Annotated in this window: 13 protein-coding genes; 4 read left to right on the top strand and 9 right to left on the bottom strand. The window is 70.6% G+C overall.

The window, feature by feature from the left end:
• The 3 genes from QSG27_RS21585 to QSG27_RS21575 form a co-directional block, all read right to left on the bottom strand.
• On the bottom strand, window positions 1–2,771 hold a 2,771-nt coding region (locus QSG27_RS21585; RefSeq protein ID WP_306709748.1), incomplete at its 3' end, for a hybrid sensor histidine kinase/response regulator.
• On the bottom strand, window positions 2,771–4,282 hold the full coding sequence (locus QSG27_RS21580; protein ID WP_306709747.1) for a bifunctional metallophosphatase/5'-nucleotidase: 1,512 nt from the start codon (window positions 4,280–4,282) through the stop codon (window positions 2,771–2,773). The genes QSG27_RS21580 and QSG27_RS21585, both read right to left, overlap by 1 nt.
• Window positions 4,283–4,413: 131 nt before the next feature.
• Complete coding sequence (locus QSG27_RS21575) at window positions 4,414–4,743, bottom strand: DUF2218 domain-containing protein (protein ID WP_306709745.1); 330 nt, start codon at window positions 4,741–4,743, stop codon at window positions 4,414–4,416.
• Between the two features lie 182 nt (window positions 4,744–4,925).
• On the opposite strand from QSG27_RS21575, the gene QSG27_RS21570 reads away from it, so the two are divergent.
• Genes QSG27_RS21570 through QSG27_RS21555 form a run of 4 tightly spaced genes read left to right on the top strand, consistent with a single transcriptional unit; the run spans window position 4,926 to window position 8,557 of the window.
• The gene (locus tag QSG27_RS21570; protein ID WP_306709743.1) at window positions 4,926–5,855 is read left to right on the top strand and encodes a siderophore ABC transporter substrate-binding protein; all 930 of its coding nucleotides are present in this window, start codon (window positions 4,926–4,928) and stop codon (window positions 5,853–5,855) included.
• Window positions 5,855–6,829, top strand: a complete 975-nt coding sequence (locus tag QSG27_RS21565) for an ABC transporter permease (RefSeq protein ID WP_306709742.1) — start codon at window positions 5,855–5,857, stop codon at window positions 6,827–6,829. Before QSG27_RS21570 ends, QSG27_RS21565 begins: the two co-directional genes overlap by 1 nt.
• On the top strand, window positions 6,819–7,802 hold the full coding sequence (locus tag QSG27_RS21560; RefSeq protein ID WP_306709741.1) for an iron chelate uptake ABC transporter family permease subunit: 984 nt from the start codon (window positions 6,819–6,821) through the stop codon (window positions 7,800–7,802). The genes QSG27_RS21565 and QSG27_RS21560 overlap by 11 nt, the downstream gene beginning before the upstream one ends.
• Window positions 7,799–8,557, top strand: a complete 759-nt coding sequence (locus QSG27_RS21555) for an iron ABC transporter ATP-binding protein (RefSeq protein ID WP_306709739.1) — start codon at window positions 7,799–7,801, stop codon at window positions 8,555–8,557. The genes QSG27_RS21560 and QSG27_RS21555 overlap by 4 nt, the downstream gene beginning before the upstream one ends.
• A 6-nt stretch (window positions 8,558–8,563) precedes the next feature.
• Here the strand turns inward: QSG27_RS21555 and QSG27_RS21550 are convergent, their stop codons facing one another.
• From QSG27_RS21550 to QSG27_RS21525, 6 genes are all read right to left on the bottom strand, one after another.
• Window positions 8,564–9,652 carry an alpha-hydroxy acid oxidase gene (locus QSG27_RS21550; protein ID WP_306709737.1) on the bottom strand — a complete coding sequence of 363 codons (1,089 nt, stop codon included), beginning with the start codon at window positions 9,650–9,652 and terminating at the stop codon, window positions 8,564–8,566.
• An 11-nt stretch (window positions 9,653–9,663) separates the two neighbouring features.
• Window positions 9,664–10,335: a tetratricopeptide repeat protein gene (locus QSG27_RS21545; RefSeq protein ID WP_306709735.1), complete on the bottom strand. Its 672-nt coding sequence runs from the start codon at window positions 10,333–10,335 to the stop codon at window positions 9,664–9,666.
• Window positions 10,335–11,021: a Fe2+-dependent dioxygenase gene (locus tag QSG27_RS21540; RefSeq protein ID WP_306709733.1), complete on the bottom strand. Its 687-nt coding sequence runs from the start codon at window positions 11,019–11,021 to the stop codon at window positions 10,335–10,337. The genes QSG27_RS21545 and QSG27_RS21540 overlap by 1 nt, the downstream gene beginning before the upstream one ends.
• An 81-nt stretch (window positions 11,022–11,102) precedes the next feature.
• Window positions 11,103–13,394 carry a TonB-dependent receptor gene (locus QSG27_RS21535; RefSeq protein WP_306709732.1) on the bottom strand — a complete coding sequence of 764 codons (2,292 nt, stop codon included), beginning with the start codon at window positions 13,392–13,394 and terminating at the stop codon, window positions 11,103–11,105.
• 368 nt (window positions 13,395–13,762) lie between these two features.
• A complete protein-coding gene (locus QSG27_RS21530) occupies window positions 13,763–15,286 on the bottom strand; it encodes a glycosyl transferase family protein (RefSeq protein WP_306709730.1) in 1,524 nt (507 codons plus the stop codon).
• Window positions 15,287–15,445: 159 nt separating this feature from the next.
• Window positions 15,446–15,814 (bottom strand): hypothetical protein, encoded by a 369-nt coding sequence (locus tag QSG27_RS21525; RefSeq protein ID WP_306709728.1) that lies wholly within the window; start codon window positions 15,812–15,814, stop codon window positions 15,446–15,448.
• Window positions 15,815–16,050 lie beyond the last annotated feature (236 nt).

Genomic DNA, 16,050 nt, shown 5'->3' with positions numbered 1-16,050 from the left:
ACCGCGCGCAGCGTTTCCGCCGACGCCAGCGCGGGGCCGAGCGCCGCGGTCAGCGCGGCCAGACGGTCCGGGATCGCCTCCGCACGCCCTTCCCGCGCCGCCCGCTCCAGCGCCGCCGCGGCCTCGCTGGCCGCCATGGCACCGACCGTCCCGGCGCTGCCGCGCAGACCGTGGGCGAAGCGCTCCATCGCCGGCCAGTCCGCCGCCGTCCGCATGTGCTCCAGCCGGGCCGGCGCGTCGCCGTAGCGGTCGAGGAAATCCAGGATCGCCCGGCGCAGCGTGCGTGCGCGCCCGTTCATCCGCGCCAGCGCCGGGGCGAGGTCGAACCCCTCCAGCGTGCGGGGAAGCGCCCCGTCCGCTTCCGCGCTCCTGGCAACCGGCAGGGTCCGGGCCGACGCGGAGGGCTTCAGCCAGCGATTCAGGACGGCGACGAGGCGGTGCGGCTCCACCGGCTTGGCGATGTGGTCGTCCATGCCCGCGGCCAGACAGCGCTGCCGCTCCTCCTCCAGGGCGTGGGCGGTCATGGCGATGATCGGCAGGCGGTCCGGACCGCTGTGGCGGCGGATCGCCCGCGCCACCTCGAACCCGTCCATGTCCGGCATCTGGATGTCGGTCAGCAGCGCGGCGTAGCCCGCCCCCGGCTCCAGCGCCAGCCGCACCGCCTCCCCGCCGCTGCCCACGGCGGTGACCGCCAGCCCGGCGTCCTCCAGCAGCTCCCGCGCGACCAGACGGTTCACGGCGTTGTCGTCGGCGACCAGCACGCGCAGGCCGCGCAGCGGCTCCTCCACCAGCAGCCCCGCAAGCCCCGGATCGGCCAGGGCGGGCAGCGTCTTCGCGGCGCCGTCCTGCACGCCGGCCATCACCGTGAAGCGGAAGGTGCTGCCCAGGCCGGGCGCGCTGTCCACGGCGATGCCGCCGCCCATCATGACGGCCAGCCGCTGGCTGATCGCCAGCCCCAGCCCGGTCCCGCCATAGCGGCGGGTGGTGGAGCTGTCGGCCTGGGCGAAGGGCTGGAACAGCCGGGCCGCCTGCTCCGCCGTCATGCCGATGCCGGTGTCGCGCACGGCGAAGCGCAGCTCGGTTTCCGTCTCCCCCGCGGCCCGCGGTGCGGCGGTCACCGAAAGGTCCACGCCGCCGCTCTCCGTGAACTTCACGGCGTTGTTGACGAGGTTGAGAAGCACCTGCCCCAGCCGCAGCGGGTCGCCCAGCAGGGCGGTCGGTACATCCGGCGCGACCTCCATCCGCAGGGCCAGCCCCTTCTCCTCGGCGGACAGGGCGGCGGTGCCGGCCACCATGTCCAGCACGGCGGGCAGGTCGAAGGGCACGCGCTCCAGCGTCAGCATGCCCGCCTCGATCTTCGAGACGTCGAGGATGTCGTTGATGATGCCCAGAAGCGCCGTGGCCGATGCCCGTATCCGGGTCAGATAGCCGCGCTGGCGCGGCGGCGGACCGGCGCGCAGGGCGAGATGGCTGAGCCCCAGAATGGCGTTCATCGGCGTGCGGATCTCGTGGCTCATGTTCGCCAGGAAATCGCCCTTGGCGCGCGACGCCTCCTCGGCGCGGCGGCGGGCCTCCTCCACCTGCTGCTGGCGGCGCGCGATCTCGTCCAGGAAATGGCGGATGGAGCGGGAGATGGTGGCGATCTCGTCGGTGCCGCCGTCGGGCAGCGGCGTCTCCCGCCCCTCCACCCGGTCGAGCACCGCGTCGTTCAGCCGGACCAGACGCAGGGTCAGGAAACGGCGCAGGTACAGATACACGCCCAGCGCCACCAGGAAGCCCAGCGCCCCCAGCCCGACCAGGATGCGGTTCTGGGTCGCGGCCAGTTCAGACAGGCTGCCCGCCTCGCCCGCCGCCGCCGCGTTGATCCGCTCGAACAGCGCGTGGGCGATCTTCACGACCTCCTCCACCATCACCAGCACCTGATGGGTCAGCGCCTTGCTGCGGGCGATGGCCTCCTGCCGCTCCATCAGGCTGGGCAGCAGGCCGGAGGGGCCGAGCAGGGCCGTCTCCAGCCGCCGGTGCAGGGCGGCGAACCGCTCCGCCTGATCGGGCGGCAGCCCGGCGTGGAGCGCCGGCAGGGCGGACAGCGCCGCCGCCGCGTCCTTCTGCGCGCGCAGGATCTCGCGCTGGAACCGGCTGTTGCCGGCGTGGGTGCTTTCGTTCAGCACCCGGTTGACCGTGTTGGTCCAGGCGGTGAGCGGCCCCAGCCGGTCCGGCGGCAGGGCCGGCAGCACGGCGGCGACCAGGGCGCCGGCCTCCGCCGACAGGCGGCGGGTCTCGTCCAGCGCCTCGTCGGCGCGGGCCGCCGCGTCGATGCGCTCCGCCACCAGCCGGTCCAGATCCTCCACGGTCGGGACCAGCGTGCCGAGGACGCCGGCCAGCGTCGCGCCGCCCTCGATGCCGGACAGGGCGTGGGCCGACCGGGTGACCGCCGTCAGGTTTGCGGTCAGTTCCGCCAGGGTGACCCGCCGCTCGGGATGGCTGGCCGCCGCACCCAGCCGGGTCGCCTGGGACAGCACCTGTTGCAGTCCGCCGTTCAGCACAGCCCCGGTGGTGATCCGCGGCAGCGCCCCGGTGGACAGGTCCGACAGGGCGTGGCGGAACTGCGCCAGATCGTAGAGCGCGGTGCCCGACACGCCCAGCAGCACCCCGACCATCACCAGCAGGCCCAGCCCGACGCGCCGCCCGACGCCGCCCCGGAAGGGCGCGCGGAGCGCCGGCGCGGCGGCGGTCACGGCGGCGGCCTCGGTGGCGGTGGGCTCTCCCCCCATCAGCGCAGCGTGATCCGCCCGTCGATCCGGGGCGACACCGTTCCCCGGTCCGTCAGGTGCTGGGCCAGGATCTCCCACAGCAGCTTCCCGCCCGCCGCGGAGGTGCCGCCGCCCGCCTTCAGCATGGCGTAGCCGTCGCCGCCCTGGGCCAGATAGTTCGGCAGGGCGACCGAGTAAGTGGCCGCCGGGTCCAGCGGCTTGCCGCCCACCGTGACGGAGACGACGCGGTTGCCCGCCGGCTGCGTCAGGTCGTAGACCACCGCCATGTTGGACGGGTGCAGGAAGCTGCCCTTCTGGCCGTCCACCCCGGCGGCGCTGACCTCCAGCGCCTCGCGCAGGGCCTTGCCGGGCAGGGAGACGGCGATGATGCTGTCGCGGAAGGGCAGTTCGCGCTGGATGTCGCGGCGGGTCAGCACGGTCCCCGCCTCGTACTGGCGGTTGCCGCGGATGTTGCCGCCGTTGATGAAGGCCGCGTCGGTGTTGAAGTGGCCGCGCATGGCGTCGGCGATCAGCGAGGCGAAGGCGTTCTCGCCGCTGCGCACCGCGGCGCGGCGGGTGTCGAGCGGGGTCGCCGTCGTCCCGATGGTGATGTCCAGCAACTCCGACAGGCGGGCCAGATAGACGCCGACCCGCTTTTCCATCGCCGGGTCCGGCGGCAGCCCGGCGAGCGGCACGATGTCCGCCCCGGCCACGGTGGGCGGCGCCTTCCCGTCCCCGTCCAACCGCAGCACGAAGGCCGAGCCCTTGACGTTCACATGGACGCCGAAGACCTTGCCCTTGTCCGTTTCCAGCACGTCCTTGCCGGTGGCGGAGAGCTGGAGAAGCGCGTCGATGGCCGGTTCGTTGCGCAGCGCCTCCAGCGCCTCCGGGGAATTGTCCAGGATGGCGACCACATAGTCCGCCCCCTTGGCCCGCAGGGCGCGGGCCTCCGCGGCGATCGTGGCGGGGGGACGCACCTCGATGTCGGGCACGATGTACTGGACCGTCAGGTCCGGCGAGATCGCCGACACCACGCCGACCTTGCCCACGGGGGTGTCGATCAGCACCCACGGCTCCAACCCCTCCATCACCTTGCCGGTGTTGCGGTCGATGGTGGTGGCGCTGACGAAGGGAAAGCGCGCCTCGTAGCTGCGCAGGGTCAGCTCGTCCTTGCCGAAGCCGAGATCGCGCTTGGTGACCGCCATCATGTCGGGCTGAAGCTCGTTCAGCAGGTCGATCATGTGGGCGCCCTTGTCGAAGGTGGACAGGACGCCCGCGGCCAGGGAGGCGCCGCCGTGCAGGAACAGGGTGCCGCCTTCCGCCCGCTTGGTGCGCAGCAGCGTGGCGAGGTTGGCGAGACCGCCCTCGCCCTCCACCGGCTCGATGTCGGCCATCGTCGAGGTGAAGACGATGGACAGCTCCGCCGCCTGTGCGGCTGGAACGAATGACCCCAGCGCCGCAACGGCGCAGGCGGCCACGGCGGCACGCCAGCCGGAAAAACGTCCCGTTCCACCATTGCCGCGGTTCGGCATGGCCCACCCTCCTGCACCCCTGTTCGTTCAGGATGGTTCTTCCCGTATTCGGGCGGGTGAGTTCAAGGCCAATCCATGGAGGCGGGCAAACATGCCGGTGACAAAAACAGCCTGATGCCGGAAGGGCCGCATCAGGCCGCCGGTTCGTCCTGCCAGGGGTAGGCCAGCGGGACCTCGCGGAAGGCGAAGCGGTCGAGATGGCGTTCCAGCGCCCCCTTCAGCGCGGCGAGATGCTCCGCGGAGCTGGCGTCCAGCCGACAGTCCAGCCCGTCCGGCCGGGCCTGGAGCGTCAAGGTGGCGTCGCCCGGCCAGTCGGCGCCGCGGGCGTTGCGCGGGAAGACGACGTTCCCCGCCTCCGGCGTGTAGTCCACGGTCAGATTGTGCGCCCAGTGCTTGCAGAGCTGCTGGAGGTAGCGGCTGCCGTTGGCGGTCGGCACGCGGACGCTGCTCGCATGTCCCATGATGGCCCTTCCTGTGTGCGGTGATGCGGTTCGATTGCGGCGGCTTCATAACAGCTTCAGAGCCCCGCCCGGCAAGCATACTGCGAATGCGAGCAATTCGCATTGACGTTGCGGAGCGATCGGGACCACAGTGTCTCCCCTTCCGGCATAGCCCGACCCGGCAGAGTTGAGGAGATTCAAGGATGAACGTGACCCGACGCCACGCCATGGCGATGACCGCGGCGGCCTTCGGCATCGCCGCCCTGGCGCCCGTTCCGGGCCACAGCCAGGACATGACGGTGCGGCACGCGCAGGGAGAAACCCGGCTTCCGCCGAACTTCGGCCCCGTCCTGGTCTTCGACATGCCCTCGCTCGACACGCTGGACGCGCTGGGCGTGGCGGTCGCCGGCGTGCCCACGGGCCTGAAGCCGCCGCACCTCGCCAAGTATGACGGGCCGTCCTACGCGAAGATCGGCACCCTGTTCGAGCCGGACTACGAGGCGGTGAACGCCGCCGAACCCGGCCTGATCGTCGTGGGGGGCCGCTCCGCCCCGAAATACGCCGAACTGTCGCGCATCGCGCCGACCATCGACCTGACGGTCGATCCGAACGACTATCTGGAAAGCTCCATCGCCAACGCCGAGACGCTGGGCCGCATCTTCGGCAAGACCGCCCTGGTCAAGCAGCGGGTGGACCGGCTGCGTGCCTCCATCGCCGCGCTGAAGGCCACGGCGGGCGACGCCGGGACCGGCCTGATGGTGCTGACCACCGGCGGCAAGATGAGCGCCTACGGCGTCGGCTCGCGCTTCGGCATCCTGCATTCGGAATTCGGCATCCGCCCCGCCGTGGAGAATCTGAAGGTCTCCAACCACGGGCAGGCCATCTCCTTCGAGTTCATCCTTCAGGCCAACCCGGACTGGCTGTTCGTGATCGACCGCGACGCCGCCATCGGGCAGGACGGCAAGCCGGCGCGGCAGTTCCTGGACAACGACATCGTGCGCCGCACCGCCGCCTGGCAGAAGAATCAGGTCGTCTATCTGGACGGTGCGAGCTGGTACGTGGTCGGCGGCGGGCTGGCGTCCTTTCAGAAGGACGTGGATCACCTGACGGCGGTCCTGTCCAAGAAGTCCTGATGCCCCCCGCCGTGAAGCCCTTCCCGCTCGCCCTGGCCGGCATCGGCCTGCTGGCCGGCTGGAGCCTGTTCGTCGGCGTCAGCGACGTGAGCGTCGGGACGCTGTTCGGCGACGGTGCGGCGGATCGGGCGGCGCTGGTCCTGCTGGTCAGCCGCCTGCCCCGGACGCTGGCGCTGATCCTGGCCGGCGCCGCGATGGCGGTGTCCGGCCTGCTGCTCCAGATTCTGGTGCGCAATCGCTTCGTGGAGCCGTCCACCGCCGGGACCGCGGAATCGGCCATCTTCGGCATGATGATGGTTTCGCTGCTCGCTCCGGAGGCCCCGGTGATCGGGCGCATGGCGGCGACGAGCGTCTGCGCGCTGGCCGGGACGGGGCTGTTCCTGGCGATCCTGCGCCGGGTGCCGCTGCGCTCGCCGTTGGTGGTGCCGCTGGTCGGACTCATGCTGGGCGGGGTGATCACGGCGCTGACCGAGTTCGTCGCCTACCGCCACGACCTGATGCAGTCGGTGCGGGCGTGGGAGATGGGGGACTTCTCGGCCATCCTGCTGGGCCGCTACGAGCTGCTGTGGGTCAGCGCCGCGCTGACCGGCGTCGCCTATCTGGCGGCGGACCGCTTCACCGTCGCCGGGATGGGCCGCGACGTCGCCACAAACCTGGGCATCGACCACCGCAAGGTGATGGCGCTGGGCCTCGTCATCGTGTCGATGACCACGGCGGCGGTGATCGCGACCTGCGGCATGATCCCCTTCCTGGGGCTGATCGTTCCCAACATCGTCAGCCTGATCCGCGGCGACAACATGCGCGGGTCCCTGCCCTGGGTCGCGCTGATGGGGGCCGGGCTGGTGCTGGCCTGCGACATCGCCGGGCGGCTGGTCATCCATCCCTACGAGATCCCCATCGGGACCATGATGGGGGTGATCGGCAGCGCCCTGTTCCTCTATCTGCTGCTGCGGAGGAACGGCCATGCCGGCTGACCGCCGCCTTATGTCGCCACCGGTGGTGCTGGGCGTCCTGTCGGCGCTCACCCTGCTGTCGATCGCGCTGTTCATGACGCTGGGCGCGCGGGGCAAGTGGGACTTCGTCCTGGCCTTCCGCGGCACCAAGGTCGCGGCGATGGTGCTGGTCGGCTACGCCGTCGCCGTCTCGACCGTGCTGTTCCAGACCATCACGAACAACCGCATCCTCACCCCCTCGGTGATGGGGTTCGACTTCCTCTACCGGCTGATCCAGACCGGGCTGGTCTTCTGGTTCGGCAGCGGACTGGTGGCGTCGCTGGACCCGCGCCTGCGCTTCGGCGTGGAGGTGGCGTCGATGGTCGTCTTCTCCGGCCTGCTCTACTGGTGGCTGTTCAATGGCGCCGGGCGCGGGGACAACCGGCGGAGCCTGCACCTGCTGCTGCTGGTCGGCATCGTGTTCGGCGTGCTGTTCCGCAGCCTGACCAACTTCCTTCAGCGCATCATCGACCCCAACGCCTTCCTGACCGTGCAGGACCGGCTGTTCGCCAACTTCAACCGCGTGGACGGCGAGTTGCTGGCCGTGTCGGCGCTGGTGGTGCTGGCGGTGTCGCTGGCCGGCTGGCGGTGGATGCGCACCTTCGACGTGCTGGCGCTGGGGCGCGACACCGCGATCAACCTCGGCGTGGACCACCGGCGCGTGGTCATGGCGGTGCTGGTGATGGTCGCCGTCCTGGTGTCGGTGTCCACCGCGCTGGTCGGTCCGGTGACCTTCTTCGGCCTGCTGGTCGCCAACCTCGCCTATCTGGTGATCCGGTCGCACCGGCACGCGGTGATCCTGCCCGCCGCGGCGCTGATCGCCATTCTGACGCTGGTCGGGGGGCAACTGATCCTGGAGCGGGTGTTCGGCTACAACGCGGCGCTCAGCATCGTCATCGAGTTCGTGGGCGGTCTCGCCTTCCTGTTCATCCTGGTGCGGGGATCGTCCCGATGATCGACGTCAAGAACATCAAGAAGTCCTACAACGGCACCGTCGTGGTGGACGGGGTGACGCTGTCGCTTCCGGCGGGCGGGGTGATCTCGCTGATCGGGGCGAACGGGGCGGGGAAATCGACGCTGCTCTCCATCGTCAGCCGCCTGCTGCCGATGAGCGCCGGCACGGTGGAGATCGACGGGATGGACGTGACCACCACCCCCGGCGACGTGCTGGCCCGCCGCCTGTCCATCCTGCGGCAGGACAACCACATCATGTCGCGCCTGACGGTGGAGGATCTCGTCGCCTTCGGGCGCTACCCGCACAGCAAGGGCCGCCTGACCGGCACCGACCGCGAGCACATCGCCAAGGCGCTGCGCTATCTGGACCTGGAGCCGCTGGCGGGCCGCTTCCTGGACGAGCTGTCGGGTGGCCAGCGCCAGCGCGCCTTCATCGCCATGGTGCTGTGCCAGGACACCGAATACATCCTGCTCGACGAGCCGCTGAACAACCTCGACGTCAAGCACGCCGTGGCGATGATGAAGCTGTTCCGCCGCACCGCGGACGAGTTCGGCAAGACGGTCGTGCTGGTGCTGCACGACATCAACTTCGCCTCCTGCTACTCCGACCGGATCGTCGCGATGCGCGACGGGCGGGTGGTGCACCAGGGACCGCCGGAGGCCATCATCACCCCGGAGGTCATCCGCGACGTCTACGGGGTGGAGGCCCAGGTGATGGAGGCCGGCGGCCGGCGCATCGCGCTTTATTACCAATAAGGCGTCTCAATAACGCGGCGGGTCGAAGATCGCCGAACGGTCGATGTCGGCCAGCCGCGCCCGCCCGCTCAGCGCCATGGCGACCTCCAGCTCGGTCTGCAGGATGGTCAGCATGTGGGCCACCCCCGCCATGCCGCCGACCGCCAGGGCGTGCAGCACCGGCTGGCCGACCAGCACGGCGTCGGCGCCCAGCGCGAGGGCCTTCAGAATGTCGGTGCCGCGCCGGATGCCGCCGTCCGCCAGGATCGGCAGGCGGCCCGCCGCGCGGGCGGCGACCAGCGGCAGAACCTCCGCCACCGCGGGCAGCGTGTCGAGCGTCCGCCCGCCATGGTTCGACACGATGATCCCCGCCGCCCCGGCCTCGATGGCCGGGTCCACGTCCTCGGGGTTCATGATGCCCTTCAGCAGCACCGGCAGGCGCGTCTCGGCGCACAGCCGGCGCACGGTGTCCCAGGTGGCGGCGGCGTGCAGCATGCCCTGGAAGACCGGGCTGCCGGGCCGCGACGGCGTGAAGGTGTCCGGCGCCAGCCCGGCCAGATTGACCGGGGCGATGCCGTCCGGCAGGCGGAAGCCGGCGCGCTGCTCGATGTTGCGCAGGCCGCTGACCGGCGCGTCCACCGTCAGCACCAGCGCGCGGTAGCCCGCGGCCTCCGCCCGCCGCACCAGGGTCAGCGTGTCCTCCGGGCGCGGCTGGGTGTAGATCTGGAACCACAGCGGCCCGCCCGCCGCCGCCGCGACCTCCTCCAGCGTCACGCTGGACTGGGTGCTGACGGTCATCCAGGTGCCGGTCAGCCCGGCCGCCTGCGCGGTCGCCCGCTCCCCGTCGCGGTGGACCAGCCGGTGGAAGGCCATCGGCGCGATCAGGATGGGATAGGGCATCGCCTGCCCGAACAGCGCCGTCGCCGCGCTGGCCTGCGACAGGTCGCGCAGCGCCCGCGGCATCAGGCGCATCCGGTCGTAGGCGTCGCGGTTGGCCTGCCGGGTGATGCCGTCCGCCCCGGTCCCCGCGATGTAGGCGCGGGTCGCCGCGTCCACGCGCGCCGTGAAGTGGCGTTCGTAATCGTAGAGCGAGACGGTGTCGGCAGGAACGCTCATCGCAGGACCCCTCAAGATTTGTCCCCGGCCAACATTCCCGCCCTCTGCGCCAGCGCGCGCAGCCGGGGGTCGGGCTGGTCGGCCAGGGCGGCGGCCATGCCGCGGTGGAAGTCGGGAAAGCCGGTCTCCAGCGCCCGCGCGAACCACCCCAGCGCCTCCTCCGTCCGCCCGTCCTGAAGCAGCAGGCGGGCGTGGTTGAAGCGGCCCCAGCAGTCGCCGCCCTCCGCGGCGGCCTGGAAGAGCCGGCGGGCGCCGGCCCCATCCTCCGCCACCGCGCGCCCGGCCTCGTGGAACAGGCCCAGCATGTTCAGCGCCTTCACGTTGCCCCTGCGGGCGGCGTCGGCGTAGAGCCGGTAGGCTTCGCCGTCGTCCGCCGGAACGCCCACGCCGCGGCAATGCAGGTCGGCCAGATTGAACGGCGCCCACGCATCGCCAAGCTCGGCGGCCCGGCGGTAATAGACGGCGGCCTGGACGGGATCGGCGGGCACGCCCCAGCCGTGCTCGTGGCAGCGCCCCAGCATGTTGACGGCGCGGGCGTCGCCGCTGCGGGCGGCGATGCGGAACCACTCCACCGCCCGCGCCTGCTCCGCCCCGCCGCGGTCGAGGCACTGCTGTCCCAGGGCGAGCTGCACGTCGATGATGTCCGGCCCCTCCGCGGGAAGGACTGTCGCACCCCCCTCCATCACACCTCGGCCCAGCGCCGCAGCAGGTTGTGGTAGTGGTTCACCAGCGACAGCACGGACGGGTGCTGGTCGCCCAGCTCCTGGCGCAGGTCGATGATCGCCACGTCCAGGTCGTAGAGCATCGCCCGCAGCCCGTCGTCCTTGACCAGCGACTGCGTGAAGAAGAAGGAGGCCCAGCGCGAGCCGCGCGTCACCGGGGTCACCCGGTGCAGGCTGCTGGACGGATAGACCACCCCGTGCCCCGCCGGCAGCTTCACGCCCTTGGTGCCGTAGGTGTCCTCGACGACCAGATCGCCACCGTCATACTCGTCCGGGTCGCTCAGGAAGATCGTGGTGGAGACGTCGGCCCGCATGCGCATGCCGCCGGTGCCCGGAATGGCCCGGATGGCGTTGTCCACATGGTTGCCGTAGGTCATGTCCAGGTCGTAGCGGTTGAACATGGGCGGCAGGACGCGCAGCGGCAGGGCCGCGGAATTGAAGGCCGGGTTGCGGGCCAGCGCTCTCAGGATGACCACGCCCAGCTCGCGGGCGATGTCGCTCTCCTCCGGGATCTGCAGGTTGTTCTTGGCCTGCACCGCCTGGGAACCCGCGGTGACGCGGCCATCCACCCAGGGCGACGCCTCCAGCACCGCGCGGCAGTGGGCGACTTCGTCGGCGGTCAGCACGTCGGGGATTTGCAGAAGCACGGGGAGAGTTCCTTATCCATGGAAAGAGGCCGGACCGGTCCCCGGAGGATGGTCCGGGAACGCGGTCCGGCCTGGCCGGGATCAGAAGGTGACGCCGGCGGTCAGCATGAAGGTGCGGCCCGCCGCGGGCACCGCACGCGAGGCGTTGAAGGCCGAAGCGTAGTTGCGGTGGTCGGTCAGGTTGTAGGCGTTGAGCGCCAGGGACAGGTTGTTGATCTCATAGGACACCACGCTGTCCAGCGAGACCGTGTCCGGCACGCGGGCGGTGTTGGCGCTGTCGGCCCAGTATTCCGAAGCGTACTGGATGCCGCCGCCGACCAGGAACTTGCCGGGCACGAAGCCGGCGCCGAACTCGTAGGTCGTCCACAGGCTCGCGTTGTGCTTCGGAACGTTCGGGGCCTCGTTGCCGACGACCCCCGTGTTGGTCCGCGACTCCTTGATCTCGCCGTCGAGGTAGGCGTAGCTGGCGTAGACGCTCCAGCCCTCGACCACCTTGCCACTCACCCCGGCCTCGAAGCCGCGGATGCGGGTGCCGAGACCGGCTTCGGAGAAGCCGTCGGTGACCGTGCCGGTGGCCGGATCGACCGAATAGGTGTTGCTCTTCTCGATCTGGAACAGGGCGCCGTTCAGGCCCAGGCGACCGGCGAAGAAGTCGGCCTTGCCGCCGATCTCGTACAGGTCGGTCTTTTCCGGATCGAAGTCGCGCCCGGCGCGCGGCGTCTCCGCCGTGCCGTTGGTGACCTGCGCGGCGATGTCCACGCCGATCGGCTTGTTGGAGCGCGCGTAGGAGACGTACAGCGACACGTCCTTGGTCGGCTCGTAGATCAGGCTGGCGGACGGGCTGAGCGTGCGGGTGGTCTCGTTGCCGCCGATCACCGCCGGGTCGGCGGACCGGAAGGTGGTGCGGAAGTAGTCCCAACGCAGCCCGCCCTGCACCGAAAGCTGGTCGAACAGCCACACGCGGTCGGTGATGAACAGGCCGGTGTTGGCGACGCTCGACTCACGCAGGCCGGTTGCCGGGTAGGTGAGGAAGGCGTTGGCCGGGTAGTTGTGGCTCGGGTTGCGGATGGTCTGGGTGTTGGTGCGGTTGACCCAGGTGCCGCCGCGCCGCTCGTCCTTCTGATAGTTCAGGTCCAGCCCGCCGTTCACCTTGTGGTAGAGGCCGAGGAAATTGCCCTCCGCCTTCACGCCCGCGACGTTCTGGACGCCCCAGCCCTTCTGCTTGAAGGCCATGCCGCCGCCGGCGCCGTAGCCGATCACCGGGTTGCCGCCGTTCAGGAAGATGGTGTTGTTGGCAGCGGTGAGCGCCGCGGGGGCCGTGGAAACGAAGTCGCGCTCGTAATGGCTGTAGCGGCTGTCGTTGTAGAACGACAGGGCCTTGCTGACCTCGTGGGTCAGGGTCGAGGTGACGATATGGTTGTCGGTGTCGTCGCGGTCCAGGTTGCGGACGTAGGAGGTGGAGCGGTCGAGCCCGAACTCCGGCGCCGGGCGGATGACGCCGTCGCGCCCGCGGATCATGGGCTGACCCATGTCCGGCGTCTTCTCGCCGTTCAGGTAGGAGTAGTTCAGGTGCCAGGTCGTCGGGGTGCCCAGCCCCACGCCCAGATCGGCGGCGAAGCCCTTGCGCTTGGCCTCGACCTCGTCGCGGTCGGCGACGTCCTGGTCGTGGTACAGGCCGTTGAAACGCAGGGCGGTCGTCTCGTTGATCGGCTGGTTCACGTCGACCGTGGTGCGGTAGACGGGGCCGCTGCCCACCGACTGCTCGACGTTGTAGCGCTTCTCGAGCCCGGCCTTCTTGGTGCCCTGGTTGATGACGCCGCCGGAGTTGCCGACGCCGAAGCCGTTGCCCGACGGGCCCTTGAAGACCTGCACGGACTCGGTGTTGAAGACGTCGTGGGTGTAGACGCCGAAATCCTTCAGGCCGTCGGTGTAGATGTCGCCGCGGGCGGTCAGGCCGCGGATGCGGAACTGGTCGCCGTTCTGGCCGCCGTTGCCCTCGCCGGTCGAGATGGTGACGCCGGGGACGTTGCGCAGGACCTGCTCCAGCGTGGTGGCCTTCTGCTGCTCGATGATCTCTTCCGGGACGACGTTGACGACGCGGGGCGTGTCCTTGACCGTGTCGGGCAGGCGGGAGATGCCGGTGGGCTTGGCGTTCACGTTGCCGGTGTCCGCCGGGCGGTCGGCGCCGACCCGGACCGGGTCGAGGACGGTGGCGTCACCCGCCGCCGCACCCGGCGCGGTCCCCGCACCCGAACCGGCCGTCTGCGCCTGCGCCACCGTCGCCAGGGTGGAGAAGGACATCGCCAGCCCCGCCGTCGCGGCGGCGCCGGCGATGATGGGTCGGAGGCGGTCGGGGACATTCGATTGCAACATTAAGCTCTCCCGAAATTCGTCGTGGCGGATGCGCCGATCAGCGGCGGGTATCTACCAATCGGGGAGGCGGACCCTTCAACGCCGATCATTCAGAATAATTCTAAATTGCAAAATCACCATCGTTCGCGCACGTCGCATGCAGGGATATGCTGTTTGGCGAAGACCCACGGCACCCGTTCCGGCGGCCCTCGCGGGCTCCGGAGAAAGCATGATTTCTCTTTTCATTTCGGCAACTTACAAAACCTGTTCAGAGACTCTCGAAGGCGGCGGCGGGCCATCCGGCGGCGGGAGTGTTGCAAAGCAGCAACGCCGATAATAAGAACTATTCTCAATATGAGGATCGCCGCTGGAGCGGCGTCCTTTCTACGTCAGGATGGAATCCGCACCGCCATTGCGGCCTGCCCGAGGCGGGCCTTCCAGAGCTGTTCGGCCAGCCGCAGGGCGTCGGCGAAGTCCGGTCCGGTGGCGCCGGGAAGGGCGAACAGGGCGAAGGCCGCGGTGCCGACGATGATGCGCTCCGCCCGCGCGTCGCGCACCGCGCCGGTCCACACCCCCTGCCAGTATTCCAGGCTGGTGCCGCGCGGGCGCGGCGTGGGCGGCGGCTCCGCCATGCAGGCGGGCAGCACGAGATCCTCCGCCTCGCCATGGACCAGACGGTGGATGGAGGTCGGGCGGAAGGGCGTGAACTGGGCCACGTCGCGCACGCTGCCCAGCACCGCCATGTGCTTCCAGCCCAGGATGCGGGCGGCGTCGCGGTGCAGTTCCCGGTAGGTCGGCTTCGCCGCGCCCAGCAGCGAGGTCTTGGCCTTGGCCGGCTTCAGCAGATGCACGGCCTCGAACACGGCGGAGCGGGTCTGGGTCAGCCGGTGCAGCCCGATCAGCCGGTAGATCTGCGGGGACAGGGCGGCCAGCGGCGCATAGGCGATCCGGTGCTCCGCCAGCCCCGCCGCGATCTCCCGCGCGTTGGTGCAGACCGGGATGCCCACGGTCGGCGCGATGAACTCGTACCGTCCGGAGGCCGCGCTGCACCCCGTGCTGCCGTGCAGGAGCACGCGATGGCCGGCCTGCGAGACCAGCCGGGCCGCGTGGAAGAACCAGGGCGGGTTGTGGTAGTTGGGCGAGGTGAAGCAGGGCCAGTCCACGTCCGCCTGGATCGTCCGGCCCAGCCCGGCGGCGACGTGCGCCCGCATCGCCCGCACCATCCCGGCCAGTTCCGGCGCGGTGGAGCCGCGCATGCGCATCATGCCCAGCAGCGCGCCGATCTGCACCGGATCGGCCTCCCCCGCCAGGATGATGGTCATCGCCTCCTCCGCCTCCTCGGCGGTCAGGGGGCGCCCATGGCCGCCCCCGGCGATGCCCAGCACGCCGATGTGGCGGGCCAGACGGTCCTGCGCGGGAGCGTCCGGCCCGATCCGCTCCAGCTTGGCGTCGATCTGCGCCGGGGACGGCTGCCCTTCCAGCAGACCGGCGGGCCGGACCTGAAGCGGCGGCGCGTCGATGCCGGTCGGCACGTTCCAGCGGGGATCGAAGGTCTCGTCGACCGGCGCGCCTTCCGCCGCCGGCCCGAACAGGGCGTCGATCTCACGGGAGAGCGCCTGCACCCGCGGGCGCAGCGATTCCGCGAAGGGGGTGGGCACCAGACCGCGGCCCGAGCGGATGAACAGGGGGTCGCCCAGCTCCTCGCGCATCTGCGCCAGAAGCCGGCTGAGCGCCGAAGTCTGGAGCCCCAGATCGCGGGCGGCCAGCGTGACGTTCCGTTTCGACAGCAGCGCGTCCAGCGCGACGATCAGCCGTCCGCGCGACAGCCGGTCCCCCGCCTTCCTGGGTTCGGGGCCGGCGTCGGGCTCCTCCCCGCCGGGGAGCGTCGCAGCGTCTTTCCTTTTGCCCGTCATGTGTCCCAGCCCAAAAGCGGTTTGCGTGAATCGTCGCCGCAGCGCGACAACGATAATGATACGCATTCGCACGATTGCGCAAGGCGCAGTCCAGGCGCGCCCCGGACGCTTCGGAAAATCGGGAGGTTCTGAGGAAGCGGGGAAACCGGAGCCGGGCGGTTACGCCGCGCCGTCGTCCTTCGGCGCCGCGGCCTGCTCCTCCTGGATGCGGTCGACGATGCGCTTCAGCGCCGCGGCGTCGAGCGGGCTGTCCATGTTGAGGTCCTGGGCGAATTTGCGGATCACGCCGATGGCGCGGCGCCGGGTCACGATGTCCAGGTCGCCGGGCCGCGTGCGCTCGACCACCGGCCCCTTGTAGTAGCCGCTGCCGACGCGCCACTGGCGCTGCCCGTCCGCCCGCCATTTGGAGCCATCGGACAGGACCATGCAGCGGTTGCCTTCGGTGAAGGCTTCCACCACCGCCGCCTTTTCCGGACCGGTCTGGCTGTTGTGGATCGTCACCTGATCCCCAACCTTGAACGCCGTCATTCCTTCGTCTTCCTCAACAGGGTCAAATGGCACCGGGGACCACCCGGCATCCGTGAACCGGCATCCGTCAGCCGGCATCCGTCAGCGGACCGCCGGACTGCAACCGCGCGGCGTTGTCGGCTTCCCGCCGCTCCTCCACCGCCGCCTTCAGCCGGGACTTCGCGGTCGCGCGGCTGTCGCCCGGCCCATCCGCCGGCGGCTCGGCCCGCGCGGCGCTGCGCACGCCGTTCAGCGCC

The organism is Azospirillum isscasi (assembly GCF_030849505.1).
In the GTDB taxonomy this organism is placed as follows: Bacteria; Pseudomonadota; Alphaproteobacteria; order Azospirillales; family Azospirillaceae; genus Azospirillum; species Azospirillum isscasi.
The sequence above is the reverse complement of the archived record's forward strand: the minus strand, read 5'-3'. Positions and strand labels throughout refer to the sequence as shown.

Bases quoted from the DNA above. Each gene is read 5' to 3' on its own strand.
- QSG27_RS21580 (WP_306709747.1), bottom strand. From the start codon at position 4,282: ATGCCGAACCGCGGCAATGGTGGAACGGGACGTTTTTCCGGCTGGCGT.
- QSG27_RS21575 (WP_306709745.1), bottom strand. From the start codon at position 4,743: ATGGGACATGCGAGCAGCGTCCGCGTGCCGACCGCCAACGGCAGCCGC.
- QSG27_RS21570 (WP_306709743.1), top strand. From the start codon at position 4,926: ATGAACGTGACCCGACGCCACGCCATGGCGATGACCGCGGCGGCCTTC.
- QSG27_RS21565 (WP_306709742.1), top strand. From the start codon at position 5,855: ATGCCCCCCGCCGTGAAGCCCTTCCCGCTCGCCCTGGCCGGCATCGGC.
- QSG27_RS21560 (WP_306709741.1), top strand. From the start codon at position 6,819: ATGCCGGCTGACCGCCGCCTTATGTCGCCACCGGTGGTGCTGGGCGTC.
- QSG27_RS21555 (WP_306709739.1), top strand. From the start codon at position 7,799: ATGATCGACGTCAAGAACATCAAGAAGTCCTACAACGGCACCGTCGTG.
- QSG27_RS21550 (WP_306709737.1), bottom strand. From the start codon at position 9,652: ATGAGCGTTCCTGCCGACACCGTCTCGCTCTACGATTACGAACGCCAC.
- QSG27_RS21545 (WP_306709735.1), bottom strand. From the start codon at position 10,335: ATGGAGGGGGGTGCGACAGTCCTTCCCGCGGAGGGGCCGGACATCATC.
- QSG27_RS21535 (WP_306709732.1), bottom strand. From the start codon at position 13,394: ATGTTGCAATCGAATGTCCCCGACCGCCTCCGACCCATCATCGCCGGC.
- QSG27_RS21530 (WP_306709730.1), bottom strand. From the start codon at position 15,286: ATGACGGGCAAAAGGAAAGACGCTGCGACGCTCCCCGGCGGGGAGGAG.
- QSG27_RS21525 (WP_306709728.1), bottom strand. From the start codon at position 15,814: ATGACGGCGTTCAAGGTTGGGGATCAGGTGACGATCCACAACAGCCAG.